At 39.6% G+C, this 13,503-nt stretch carries 7 protein-coding genes; 4 read left to right on the top strand and 3 right to left on the bottom strand.

Annotation, left to right across the window (positions count from 1 at the left end):
• Window positions 1–181 precede the first annotated feature (181 nt).
• Together I3B46_RS14140 and mgtA are read left to right on the top strand one after the other, a co-directional pair.
• Window positions 182–880: an MgtC family protein gene (locus I3B46_RS14140; protein WP_004918513.1), complete on the top strand. Its 699-nt coding sequence runs from the start codon at window positions 182–184 to the stop codon at window positions 878–880.
• 153 nt (window positions 881–1,033) lie between these two features.
• Window positions 1,034–3,745: a magnesium-translocating P-type ATPase gene (gene mgtA / locus I3B46_RS14135; protein WP_104873380.1), complete on the top strand. Its 2,712-nt coding sequence runs from the start codon at window positions 1,034–1,036 to the stop codon at window positions 3,743–3,745.
• Between the two features lie 59 nt (window positions 3,746–3,804).
• Here the strand turns inward: mgtA and I3B46_RS14130 are convergent, their stop codons facing one another.
• Together I3B46_RS14130 and I3B46_RS14125 are read right to left on the bottom strand one after the other, a co-directional pair.
• On the bottom strand, window positions 3,805–4,599 hold the full coding sequence (locus tag I3B46_RS14130; RefSeq protein ID WP_225829582.1) for a hypothetical protein: 795 nt from the start codon (window positions 4,597–4,599) through the stop codon (window positions 3,805–3,807).
• Between the two features lie 298 nt (window positions 4,600–4,897).
• A complete protein-coding gene (locus I3B46_RS14125) occupies window positions 4,898–5,212 on the bottom strand; it encodes a DUF5339 domain-containing protein (protein ID WP_004918520.1) in 315 nt (104 codons plus the stop codon).
• 1,188 nt (window positions 5,213–6,400) lie between these two features.
• Between I3B46_RS14125 and fliZ the strand changes: the two genes are divergently transcribed.
• On the top strand, window positions 6,401–6,913 hold the full coding sequence (gene fliZ, locus I3B46_RS14120; RefSeq protein ID WP_004918523.1) for a flagella biosynthesis regulatory protein FliZ: 513 nt from the start codon (window positions 6,401–6,403) through the stop codon (window positions 6,911–6,913).
• Between the two features lie 406 nt (window positions 6,914–7,319).
• On the opposite strand, the gene putA is transcribed toward fliZ, so the two are convergent.
• Complete coding sequence (putA, locus tag I3B46_RS14115) at window positions 7,320–11,285, bottom strand: trifunctional transcriptional regulator/proline dehydrogenase/L-glutamate gamma-semialdehyde dehydrogenase (protein WP_169342114.1); 3,966 nt, start codon at window positions 11,283–11,285, stop codon at window positions 7,320–7,322.
• Window positions 11,286–11,757: 472 nt separating this feature from the next.
• Between putA and putP the strand changes: the two genes are divergently transcribed.
• The gene (gene putP, locus I3B46_RS14110) at window positions 11,758–13,242 is read left to right on the top strand and encodes a sodium/proline symporter PutP (RefSeq protein ID WP_014658023.1); all 1,485 of its coding nucleotides are present in this window, start codon (window positions 11,758–11,760) and stop codon (window positions 13,240–13,242) included.
• Window positions 13,243–13,503: the final 261 nt, after the last annotated feature.

The following is a 13,503-nucleotide window of genomic DNA, read 5'->3' as shown; positions in this document are numbered from 1 at the left end:
TATATGGAATTTATTTTCCATATTTTCATCTACCCAAAATAATTTGAGATGCAGTGGAGCAGCAAGAGAATACATTGCCAGAGGTATAGCTAATGATGCCTCTGCGGTGAATAAATATTGTTAAAAACACTGCGGCTTGAAATATGACTGATATATCCAAATTATTTTTGGAGGAACAATCATGTTATTTACTCCTGATATTTTCAATTTAGTTTCTGCAATGTGCCTAGGAGCATTAATCGGCGCTGAGCGTCAATGGCGTCAACGTATGGCAGGGCTACGCACTAATGCCTTAGTTGCAACTGGGGCGGCTGTATTTATTTTAAGCTCAGTGACAACTTCACCTGATAGCCCCGGACGAATTGCGGCACAAGTCGTGTCAGGGATCGGTTTTCTTGGCGCTGGTGTCATTATGCGTGAAGGAATGAATATCCGTGGTTTGAATACGGCGGCAACCCTTTGGTGCTCAGCGGGGATTGGTGTGTTATGTGGACTTGGCCAATATTCTTTAGCGACCATGGCAACCATGCTTATCTTGTGCGCCAATATCTTACTGCGAGAGGCAGCACAACGTATTAACAAACAGCCACAGCAGCAGGCGATTGATATAGCGCAGCGCTATAAGATCCGCGTGATGTGCCATCAAGAAGACGAAATCTTAGTGAGAACTTTAATTTTACAGGCCATCAATGGGTTAAATATTCGTCTACAGTCATTAAGCAGTGCCGATACATTGAAACCTGAACAGTTAGAGGTGCTCGCGGAGTTTTTAGCGACGCCAGCGGAACAGAAAGAAATTGAAGCGCTAGTGTGTCGGATCAGTCTTGAACAGAGTGTTAGCGCAATCAATTGGAAAGTCGCATCAGAGCTGCCAGCCTGAATGCCAGATCATCATTAACAAAAGGAGCCGCAATGGACGATCACCCTCCGTCATGGAGCCAATACAGGAGCTATCTAACTATGAATAAATAATTTATTTTCAGTTAGATAGCGTTTTAAGCCGCACGCAAAGTGCCTAGTAGAGATAAACGTTATGACTGAAATCAGGCATCAACACAGAACTGGCAAAAATGCCAAAGTGACTGGACGCCAAAAATTTATTGTTGGCGAACAAGCAAACAAAACAGTAGAGCAAGTGCTGAATGCGTATCAAACTCATTTACTTGGTTTATCCGAGAATGAAGCACTCGACCGATTAGTCTCTGTGGGGGAAAATGAAGTCGCTCATGAAAAGGCCCCTCCAGCATGGAAACAGCTACTCTCTTCATTTAAGAACCCCTTTATTTTTGTTTTAATGACGTTGGCTGTAGTGAGTTTTTTCACCGATTACCTGATCCCAGAGCGACACGGTGAAGAGACTGATTTAACGGGCGTGATTATTATTGTCACGATGGTTTTGCTAAGCGGATTATTGCGATTTTGGCAGGAGTATCGAACTAATAAGGCCGCGGAGGCGTTAAAGTCACTTGTTCGTACGACAGCAACCGTATTTCGTCGTGATAACCAAACAGGGCGCTCAGTCCGTAAAGAAATTCCAATAAAGTGTTTAGTGCCGGGAGATATTGTACTGTTATCGGCAGGGGATATGGTTCCAGCAGATCTCAAACTCGTTGAGTCTCGCGACCTCTTTATCAGTCAGGCCATATTAACAGGGGAATCAATTCCTGTGGAGAAATATGACACTTTGGGGGATGTTAGTGCTAAAAGTCTTGAAACGGTTTCACCAACGGAAAATGAATTATTGGAGATTTCCAATATTTGTTTAATGGGAACCAATGTTACCAGTGGGGCAGCAAGAGGTATTGTGGTTGCCACAGGGGCAAAAACTTACCTTGGCTCATTAGCAAAATCAATCGTAGGAACCCGTGCACAAACTGCATTTGATCGTGGAGTCAGTAGTGTGAGTTGGTTACTTATTCGCTTTATGTTGGTGATGGTTCCGATTGTTTTGTTGATTAACGGTTTTACAAAAGGCGATTGGTTTGAAGCGACACTATTCTCTCTTGCTGTTGCAGTCGGCCTCACACCTGAAATGCTGCCTATGATTGTTAGCTCTAATTTAGCCAAAGGGGCGATCGCCATGTCTAAACACAAGGTGATTGTTAAAAGGCTTAATGCGATTCAAAATTTTGGGGCAATGGATGTCCTTTGTACAGATAAAACAGGCACGTTAACGCAAGATAAGATCATATTAGAGCATTATTTAGATAGTGCAGGGCAGAAAGATAACCAAATCCTTCAGCTCGCGTGGTTAAATAGTTTTAATCAAAGCGGCACGAAAAATATGATGGATCAGGCAATTATTCGCCGAGGAAGAGGGAAACAGGAGATTGAACAGTTACGTGCTTATCAAAAAATTGATGAGTTACCGTTTGATTTTATTCGTCGTAAACTTTCTGTCACGGTAAAAACAGCGGAAGGTGAGGCTCTGTTGATATGCAAAGGTGCGGCGGAAGAGATGCTAGCGGTATGCACAAGCTATCAGCAAAATGGTCAATCGCTCTTATTAGATTCACAAGCTAGGAAGCAAATCAGTGAGTTAGTGAGTGACTATAATCGTCAAGGTTTTCGCGTTTTATTACTTGCAACTCGTCACTTAAATGAAGGTGAGGCTTGTTTACCTCTTTCAGCCCAAGCTGAGCAGCAGCTTGAATTACGTGGTATTTTGACATTCCTCGACCCTGCAAAAGAAAGTGCAATTTCAGCAATTGCCGCATTGCGAGACAATGGGGTAACCGTAAAAGTATTAACAGGTGACAATGCCATCATTACGGAAAAAATTTGCCGTGACGTTGGGATAAGTATTAGTGAAATTATGACTGGCCTTGAAGTCGAGGCAATGACCGATGAGGCGTTAAAACAAAAAGTAGAGCAGGTATCGGTATTCTGTAAATTAACACCTTTACAAAAATCCAAAATTTTAAAATTACTACAGGCGAATGGCCATACAGTAGGTTTTTTAGGTGATGGCATTAACGATGCGCCCGCACTTCGTGATGCGGATGTCGGAATTTCTGTTGATACAGGCAGCGATATTGCGAAAGAATCCGCTGATATTATTCTGCTAGAAAAGGATTTAATGGTTCTTGAGCAGGGCGTAATTAAAGGAAGGGAAACGTTCGGCAATATCATTAAATATTTGAATATGACTGCGAGTTCCAATTTTGGAAATGTCTTCTCGGTATTGATTGCAAGTGCATTTATTCCTTTTTTGCCGATGCTAGCCATCCACCTGTTAGTGCAAAATTTATTGTATGATATTTCCCAGTTGGCTTTACCTTGGGACAAAATGGATAAAGAGTTTTTAAAACGTCCCCGTAAATGGGATGCAAAAAACATTGGCCGTTTTATGGTTTGGATTGGGCCAACATCATCCATATTTGATATCACTACATTTGCACTGATGTGGTATGTATTTCAGGCCAATACGGTTGCTCATGAAGCATTATTCCAATCAGGCTGGTTTGTCGAGGGATTATTATCACAAACATTAGTCGTTCATATGTTACGGACTCAAAAGATCCCATTTATCCAAAGTACAGCAGCATTACCTGTATTATTAACCACAGGGTTTATTATGGTACTAGGGTTATATATTCCATTCTCACCATTTGGTGAAATGATTGGATTACAGCCATTACCAATTGAATATTTCCCTTGGCTGGTGTTAACTCTAGTCAGTTATTGTATTGTCGCTCAGTTAATGAAACAGTTTTATATTAAACGGTTTGGTAATTGGCTGTAATATAAGGGGCATAATAAAGCAGTAAAGTGATATAAGATTACTTTACTGCTTTTTATTTATCAAACAAAAATTAATGGTTGTTGCTTGGACTTCTCGATAACAATATTATTGATGAGGGTTGCCGTATCTTCTCTGATCTTGCTTAATGAGATATTCGGGTAATAGTGTGAGAAAATATAATCACTAATTGTGTTTAAACATAGTTCTTTAATTTGGCCTCTCACTAGGCTATTTCCGTCCGAGAACTCTTTTGCGAGAGTGTGTAGCTTGCTTTCTAGCTCTTTGACAGAGATAACGGCTCCCTTAATTGAGGGTTGAGCTAGCGTATCAAAGTCGACACCAAGGTATATGCCATGAGACTGCTCTATCTGTGAAAATATTTTGGCTTTATCCGCTTTAGTAATAATATTTTCTTTTTTATCGTTAGCTTGGTTTTTTGTTAAAATTTGACTGTTTATTTTATCTATTTCTTTGTTAATAATTGAGCAAACATAGGTTTTTTGTTCTTGCAAGATAAATTCATCAACAATCTTTTCATAGATCTTCGATTTTTCTTTTTGATTAAAAAACGGAAGCTTCCCTCGTGTCAAACTCGATAGGGTATCTTGGAAAGATGCTGAGATGGAATGATTCACGCTATCATGAATATGATTAATATCAAATTCTAATGTTTTCTTTAATTCAAAAGGGGTGTTTTTAATATAGTTTATTTTAGGTGCTATTTGAGGGGTAACTTTTAATTCATTATTATCGGACTCTACAGTGACAATAAACTTATCTTTACTGTTAATTTTTCTTAAAAAGGTATCACTTTCGTAGGCTTTAGTGGGTGTGGATGTTAGATAAAATTTCATATTTTCCCCTTTTGAATAATCTCTATTTAAAAGAACCTTAAATCTAATCATTACGTGGTTATTTAGATTACGATTAAAATGAATCTTAATAGGTTAGTTTCGTATTATCTAAAATAGCGTCTAATAGCCACACAATGACTGTTTTTTCCGTATAATTTATAGTAGGTAAATAGAGATGAAATTACTTTCAAAAAACAATAATACGTTTCGTGGATGTCATCGATTGGAAGATATGAAGAGATTCGCTATGAGTGATGGAGCCAAGGATTAATGGCTCCATGTTTTCAAAGATATCTGATTATTGCAGACCTAATACAGATTTCATTTGTTTCAGTGCATCAATACCTTGTTGGCAAGCTTTATCTTGCTGATCTTTAGGTAATGCTGCAATTTGCTTTTTACCTTCTTCCAGCTGGCCTTTCATTGAGTCCAGTTGAGTTTTTGCTTGTGGATCTTCAGAAGCTTTAGCGATTAAACCATCCACTTCAGCAAAATATGCGTTACAAGTCTCAGTTGCACCTGCAACTACTTCTGCTTTTTTCTCTTCTTCAGAGCAAGCAGTGATAGTCAATGCCATTAAACCCATACCGCAAGCTAAAATTAACTTTTTCATAATCAACCTTAAAATTATTTGTTATTGAAGTAGCAAAATCGAGTATATAAGAGATTGCTGCAATATCAAACGTGACAAATCCTAAAAAATAACTCGACAAATCGTTTATAAGTTAATCAAAAATAAATATTTTTATCGTTATAAATTTACTATTTGGTTTTTTAGTCTAAACAATACGAGTTATTCATTAAATAAGGCTTGGAATAAGAACAATGAAAATGTGTTATTGAAAGTACGATATGTGTACCTGCTCCACTTGTTGGATATTGAGAGCCGTTAGAACAGTTGCCGCGAGTCGCTTGTTTTTCATTCAGATAATGCAAAGTGCCATTTCATCACTTACCAAGAAAGTTATCCACAGATTGAAGGGGGTTTTACCCACAGAAAATGTGGATGGCGTGACATTTTCTATGATGCTTTTTTCATCGTTCGATGAACTCACTATCCTTTTCTATGAGTAAGTACGTAGAGGAATATACTTGCTGTATATCATTAAGTTACTGGTTTTCTGGAAGAACATTAAGTAAGTTCTATAAACCTAATAGACTTTTTTGCTATAAACTATAACTATTTTGCATATAATCAGAAAATAAATTCATATGTGTAATTGTCATATAAATGTAAAAAATAATTTACATCTTAGTGTTTATAGTAGCTTATGGACTATTTAAAAAATAAACAACTACGGCATAAATAGTTAAATTTTAGTTATGCTAAGTGATTTGCGTCACACTTTTGCTATTTTAGCGTCAATTTATCTATAGAACTGATTTTTAAATTAAATTTCCATTGAATGCACTGGTGAATATCAGTAAAGTTTCTGTCCTAGTGGTTGGTATGGTGAGCGTCTTATAAAATTTCATCGTGCTTTGATTTTATGCAAAGACAATAAAAGACTGGTTTAATAGGTTGACGCTAAATCAAATTCGTACCAAACTCTAGTCTTCGCAGAAATTCGCCAAAGAGCGATAGACGCGATAGAATGCATTTCACAGAGGGAAGTAGTGCATACGGTGTTTTTTTAGTATGAATGCTTACCTTAAGTGAAAGTAAATAGCTTGATATAGGTATATCTGTATCACTATGCAACATAGCGGATAATAATAATGCTATGGGCATAATCAGAATGTAACGTGACATGTCACGCTACAATTTTAATTTTAGACTTACACACAGGGCTTTATCATCATGTCTGCTTCTATTGTTAAGAAACGGCCTCTGAGTCGTTATATTAAAGACTTTAAACACAGCCAAACACATTGTGCACATTGTCATAAAACATTGGATCGTATCTCTCTCGTTTTTAACGATAGTATCTTGAATAAAGAAGCTATTGCTGAGATGACTGAGTTGGTCGATGAAAATACTTGGCTTGAGTTACAGGATAAATTTACTGCACTTTGTCGTTTCTGCAGCGAAATTTATTGCAATAGTAATACTGACTTCTTTGATATTATGTCATTTAAGCAGTATTTGTTTTTACAGACTGAAATGAGCCATAGTACCGTTCGTGAATATGTTGTTCGTTTGCGCCGCCTAGATGAACTACTCTCATCATCAAACTTCTCAATGAAAGAGTTCACTACAAGCAAAATCCAAGAGCAATTAAGCGATAAAATGACTGAATCGGCTTTCAGTAATTATAATATTGCGCTCCGTAAATATGAGCAATATTTATACTGGGAATCAGAGAAAAATTAATCAATAGCATCAGAGCAAGTCAAGTGCTTGCTTAAAATGTTATAGTTAAAATATGTCAGGTGTCCATTTTGGGCACCTTTTTGCTTTTCCCTTTAAATAAGCCCACTTTTATTATTCAATTACCAATTACACTGCCAAATATTTATTAGTTTAATACTCCTGAATCAGAATATAGATATTATTTTGACCAATTAAGTCATATAAAGAATAAGCAATAATGACTATTGTTTATTGAGCATAATTCGCTCTTAATTAACCAATATCATAAAGCGCCAGTAATAATGGTAAGTGATTAAAGCGTGAATAGGAGCGTGTTATTGAGGGTAGGGAGTCTGATCAATTGAGGTATTCTGAAAACCAAAAAAACAGCCTGACCCCAATATTTTTAGGCTCAGGCTGTGGTTAATTAGCCAATTGTCATTAAGCTTGCATTGCCGCCAGCAGCAGCGGTATTGATGCTTAGTGAGCGCTCATGAACTAATCTTTCTAGCAGTAAGTTAGTTTCACCTCGTTCAAAGCCTTGAACAGAGATAATCGGGCCTTTACGTTTGGCAACCGTTTCACAGACGATTTTGAGTTGATCGCTGTCACCATGGTAAATAACCGCTTCAATATGTCCGTTATACTCTTGCCAATCTTTGGTGATTGAAACTGCGTTACGCACTTTTTCAGGTAGCGACTTATACAGTTTTTGGTGTATTTCGCTTTCTGGCCATAATGCTTGGCAGCCACTCGCAAGAACTCCCGCCAATTGCACTAAGCAGTCTTTCTCGTTATCACTGAGACATAAAATAGTGCCTCGAGGCGTTAAAGTATAAGTGTTTCTTTCCCCTGTAGGCCCAGGTAATAAACGCGAAGTCCCCGCCTGTGCATGACGTGCAAACTGCTCAAAGATAGCCGGTTCGATGCGATTTTCTTGCTTCTCCAACCATGACGAGAAGGCATCAAAAGGTTCGAGGAGTTGTGGTCTTGCGCTGGCATCCATTGCTAACTCATTGTCTTGTCTTTCGAGTGTACGTGATACCGCATTATCAGGGCGTTCACTTAACAACCGATAGAGATAAAGTGGGCCGCCGGCTTTAGGTCCGGTACCAGAGAGGCCTTCACCACCAAATGGTTGAACGCCAACTACAGCACCTACCATATTGCGGTTGACATATAAGTTACCGACTTTTGCTTTCATAACGACTTGATTGATAGTCTCATCAATACGGGTATGAACACCAAGTGTTAACCCATATCCTGCCGCATTAATTTGTTCAATAAGATCGGTGAGTTGTTCGCGCTTGTAGCGCACCACATGTAATACAGGACCAAAAATTTCCTTTTTCAATTCGCCAACGTTGTCTAACTCAATCAGTGTTGGTTTAACATAAGTACCTTCGGACTGCTCACGTAGGTCATCAATATTGTCAAATACAGCTTGGAAGACCTCTTTACCTTTGCTACGCATTTGCTGGATATGCTGTTCAATATTCTCTTTAGCTTCATTATCGATAACCGGCCCGATATCCGTAGAAAGGTGCTCTGGATTGCCCATACGGCACTCTTCCATCGCACCTTTTAACATACGAATTGTGCGATCAGCGACATCTTCTTGGATACATAAAATACGTAGGGCGGAGCAGCGTTGACCTGCACTATCAAAAGCAGAAGCGACAACATCTGTCACGACTTGCTCTGTTAAGGCCGACGAATCGACGATCATCGCATTTAATCCGCCAGTTTCTGCGATGAGTGGGGTTGGACGTCCTTGAGCATCCAGCCTTCCCGCAATATTACGTTGCAGCAATCCAGCAACTTCCGTAGAGCCTGTAAACATTACACCACGAACTCTTGTATCACCCACTAATTTCGCTCCAATTGTTTCCCCTTTACCCGGTAAAAATTGCAATACTTCACGTGGAATACCGGCTTGATGGAGCATTGATACTGCAATTGAGCCGATCAGTGGTGTTTGCTCTGCGGGTTTCGCTAATACCGTGTTACCTGCTGCGAGAGCTGCCGCAATCTGTCCGGTGAAAATTGCTAGAGGGAAGTTCCATGGACTAATGCAAACCACAGGGCCTAACGGTCGATGGGTATTGTTATCAAAGTCATCGCGGACTTGAGTTGCATAATAATTCAAGAAATCAACGGCTTCACGAACCTCTGCAATCGCGTTAGCGTAGGTTTTCCCCGCTTCACGAACCAGTACATCAAGTAGAGGCTGTAATTGTTGCTCCATGATGTCTGCGGCACGTAAGAGGATAGCTGCACGCTCTGACGGTGGAGTCGCAAACCAAATAGCTCCTGCATCATTGGCGATGTTTAATGCATGCTCTGCTTCTTCCAACGTTGCTTCACGAACATGACCGACAATGTCAGAATGGCATGCTGGGTTAATCACTGGAAGCGCATTTTCGGCTGATTTAGCCAGTTGATATTCCCCACCAAGTAGTGGTTGAGCTAATTTTTCTTGCATCGCTGAGGTTAAAAGTGCGCTAGAAAGCGATGCTAAGCGATGTTCATTGGAGAGGTCTAGCCCCATTGAGTTGACACGATTCTTTCCATACAAGTCACGAGGAAGGGCTATTTTAGGGTGAGGTAACCCAATTTGTCCTTCTGCTTTCGATAACTCTAATACGTCTTTGACAGGATCAGATACTAGTTCATCAAGTGGAATGGTCGCATCAGCAATGCGGTTCACAAATGAGGTATTCGCCCCATTTTCGAGTAAGCGACGGACTAAATAAGCCAATAAGGTTTCGTGTGTTCCGACAGGTGCATAGATACGACAAGGGCGGTTGAGTTTACCATCAGCAACTTTCCCGACAACTTGTTCATATAATGGCTCACCCATTCCATGTAGGCATTGGAATTCATATTGACCTGGATAGTAGTTTTTACCTGCAATTTGGTAAATTGCAGCCAGCGTATGGGCGTTATGAGTTGCAAATTGTGGGTAAATCAGATTTGGTACTGACAACAATTTGCGAGCGCATGCGAGGTATGAAACATCGGTATACACTTTACGTGTATAAACAGGGTAGCCTTCTAAACCATCAATTTGAGCGCGCTTAATTTCACTGTCCCAATAAGCCCCTTTAACTAGGCGGATCATCAAGCGGCGTTTGCTTCGTTCAGCAAGATCAATAATTGCATCAATCACGAATGGGCAACGTTTTTGGTACGCCTGAATAACAAAACCAATACCGTTCCAACCTGCAAGTTGCGGCTCAAAGCAAAGTTTTTCGAGTAGGTCGAGGGAGATTTCTAAACGGTCTGCCTCTTCAGCATCAATATTAATTCCAATATCATATTGATGGGCTTGTAATACGAGTGATAGCAAACGAGGGTATAGCTCTTCCATTACGCGAGAGTATTGCGCTCTGCTGTAACGAGGGTGTAAGGCTGATAACTTGATAGAGATCCCCGGTCCTTCATAGATACCGCGGCCATTCGATGCTTTACCGATAGCATGGATCGCCTGTTGGTAGGATACCATATAATCTTGAGCATCTTTTTCTGTTAACGCCGCTTCGCCCAACATATCATAAGAGTAGCGGAAACCTTTTTCTTCCAGCTTCCTTGCATTCGCTAATGCTTGTGCAATTGTTTCGCCAGTAACAAATTGCTCTCCCATTAAGCGCATTGCCATGTCAACGCCTTTGCGAATTAATGGTTCGCCACTTTTACTAATAATACGGTTCAATGAGCTAGATAGCTTGGCTTCATTGTGAGTCGAAACCAGTTTGCCTGTAAATAGTAATCCCCAAGTTGCTGCATTAACAAACATGGAGCTACTTTGGCCCAAATGAGATTGCCAATTACCTGTACTGATTTTATCGCGGATGAGTGCATCTCGTGTTGCTTTATCAGGAATACGTAATAAAGCTTCAGCCAAACACATGAGTGCAACACCTTCTTGTGAAGAGAGTGAAAACTCTTGCAATAAGCCTTGAACTAAACCAGAGCGGCCAATCCCATTTTTTTGATTACGTAATTTTTCTGCGATGGAATAAGCCAACTTATGGGCGGCATCTGCTTGCTCTGCGGGGAGTTGTGCTTGTTGTAGCAACATCGGCAGTGCTTGTGTTTCAGGAATACGATAAGCAGATGTAATCGCTGAGCGTTTAACCGATTGAGGTAAAATATGTTCAGCGAAATCCAAAAAAGGCTGATAATTCGATTCAGTAACGGATTCTTCTTCTGATATTTGGCCATCTTTGTTATCTTGTCCCGAGGAAATCTCAGGGATGAACTGTTGATTATCAAGCTGTTCAAGATAATTAAATATGGCTTGTTTAATTAGCCAATGCGGCGTGCGGTCAAGACGTTGAGCAGCAGTTTTAATGCGTTCACGAGTCGCTTCATCAAGTCTCACACCCATAGTTGTCGTACTACTCATCCCATTTCCTCTAAATAATTAGCTACTAGAAACAAAAAAGTTACACATCAATAGCACGATGTTGCAACTTTGTGCAACGTTGTTAAAGACTATTCTAAAGGAATTGTGAAATATATCGTATTTTTATTTGTAAAATGAGATGGTTAGAAATGGATTTTGCTGATTTTTATTAAAAATCAATATGTTATTAATTCGCTTTGCTAGATGAGTTGTGAGTGAATTGATTAATTCTCGCATCAAAAATTTAACATTTGTGATACGGATATCGTTTATTGAACAAAATAACGTTAATTTCTTGTTAATCGGAAATGAGATTGTCTAGCATGCTAAGGTAGCATTTTTAATCAAGTGCAACTAAATACAAACACAACACACACTATATTTATTATTTAATTTGCTTGCGTGCAATTTAGTGCAACAACCAAAGAAGATAACTATTCTATGGAGAAGACGGATGACTGTAAGCACTCCGATGATCATTATGTTCATCGTATATATTACTGGCATGTTACTTATTGGTTATTTAGCTTATCGTTCAACGAAGAATTTCGATGATTACATTCTTGGTGGACGAAGTTTAGGTAGTGTAGTCACAGCACTTTCAGCAGGGGCCTCTGATATGAGTGGTTGGTTGTTGATGGGGCTACCTGGTGCTATTTTCCTCGCTGGGATTTCAGAAAGTTGGATTGCTATCGGGCTGAGCTTGGGGGCATATCTTAACTGGTTATTTGTTGCTGGGCGTTTGCGGGTTCAAACGGAAAAAAATAATAATGCATTGACGCTACCTGACTACTTTACCAGTCGCTTTGAGGATAATAGTAAAATTTTACGCATTATCTCTGCTGTTGTAATTCTTGTTTTCTTTACTATCTATTGTGCCTCTGGTGTTGTTGCTGGGGGATTACTGTTTGAAAGTACTTTTAATATTAGCTATGAAAAAGCTATGTGGCTTGGTGCGTTAGCAACTATCGCTTATACCTTCCTTGGTGGCTTCTTAGCTGTCAGTTGGACTGATACAGTGCAAGCCTCATTGATGATATTTGCACTTATTTTAACGCCTATTGTGATCATTTTCTCATTAGGTGGACTAGATACTGCAATCGATGTTATTCAAACGAAAAACCCTGAATACTTAGATATGTTTAAGGGGTTGAATTTTGTTGCGATTATTTCATTATTAGGGTGGGGGCTAGGTTACTTTGGTCAGCCTCATATCTTAGCGCGTTTTATGGCTGCTGATTCACATCGCACGATTCGCTCTGCGCGTCGTATTAGTATGACATGGATGATCCTTTGCCTTGGAGGAACAACTGCGGTTGGTTTCTTTGGTATTGCTTACTTCGAAATTAACCCTGCGTTAGCCTCATCGGTGATGGGAAATAACGAACGTATTTTTATGGAGCTTGCAGGAATACTGTTTAACCCATGGGTTGCAGGTATCTTACTCTCTGCTATTTTAGCGGCGGTTATGAGTACATTAAGCTGTCAATTACTTGTGTGCGCAAGTGCGTTAACCGAGGACTTATACAAGCCGTTCCTGCGTAAAAATGCGAGCCAAAAAGAGCTGGTTTGGGTAGGGCGGATCATGGTTCTGGTAGTGGCTGCGATTGCTATCTATATTGCACGTGACCCGAATAACAAGGTGTTAGCATTAGTGAGTAACGCATGGGCTGGCTTTGGTGCCGCATTTGGGCCAGTCGTCTTGATTTCTGTGTTATGGAAACGAATGACTCGTACAGGTGCACTTGCGGGGATGGTTGTTGGTGCCGTTACCGTATTAGTCTGGATGAAATATAAATGGTTTGATCTGTATGAAATCATCCCTGGTTTTATCCTTGCAACAATTGCAATTATTGTGGTCAGTATGATAACTAAAGCGCCAAGTGCCGCTGCTCAAGCCCGCTTTGATGAGGCTGAAGCGGAATATAAAATGAAATAATTGATAAAATAAAGTAACCCCCAATAGTTGGGTAACCAACTATTGGGGGTTATGAGCAAATATAAAATGACTAATGGATCTTTTTCATTGATTTTATTTTTAAATAGTCTCATTTTATGAGCATTCAAATTTGAGTTTTTTGGTTGTTTTTTCACGGTAAATGACAGTAAAAATAATCGGAACAAATAAGCCAATTGAGTATTTTCTTTGAGTAAGGCGCTCAGCTTGCTTCCTCTAGGCTTGTCTAAATCGCTTATTTGC

Origin of the sequence: Providencia sp. 2.29, assembly GCF_015832305.1 — a bacterium.
GTDB lineage: Bacteria > Pseudomonadota > Gammaproteobacteria > Enterobacterales > Enterobacteriaceae > Providencia > Providencia stuartii.
This window is presented reverse-complemented; position numbering and strand designations above follow the sequence as displayed.

Excerpts from the sequence above, each read along its gene's own strand:
- I3B46_RS14140 (WP_004918513.1), top strand. The coding sequence starts at position 182 with ATGTTATTTACTCCTGATATTTTCAATTTAGTTTCTGCAATGTGCCTA.
- mgtA (WP_104873380.1), top strand. The coding sequence starts at position 1,034 with ATGACTGAAATCAGGCATCAACACAGAACTGGCAAAAATGCCAAAGTG.
- I3B46_RS14130 (WP_225829582.1), bottom strand. The coding sequence starts at position 4,599 with ATGAAATTTTATCTAACATCCACACCCACTAAAGCCTACGAAAGTGAT.
- I3B46_RS14125 (WP_004918520.1), bottom strand. The coding sequence starts at position 5,212 with ATGAAAAAGTTAATTTTAGCTTGCGGTATGGGTTTAATGGCATTGACT.
- fliZ (WP_004918523.1), top strand. The coding sequence starts at position 6,401 with ATGTCTGCTTCTATTGTTAAGAAACGGCCTCTGAGTCGTTATATTAAA.
- putA (WP_169342114.1), bottom strand. The coding sequence starts at position 11,285 with ATGGGTGTGAGACTTGATGAAGCGACTCGTGAACGCATTAAAACTGCT.
- putP (WP_014658023.1), top strand. The coding sequence starts at position 11,758 with ATGACTGTAAGCACTCCGATGATCATTATGTTCATCGTATATATTACT.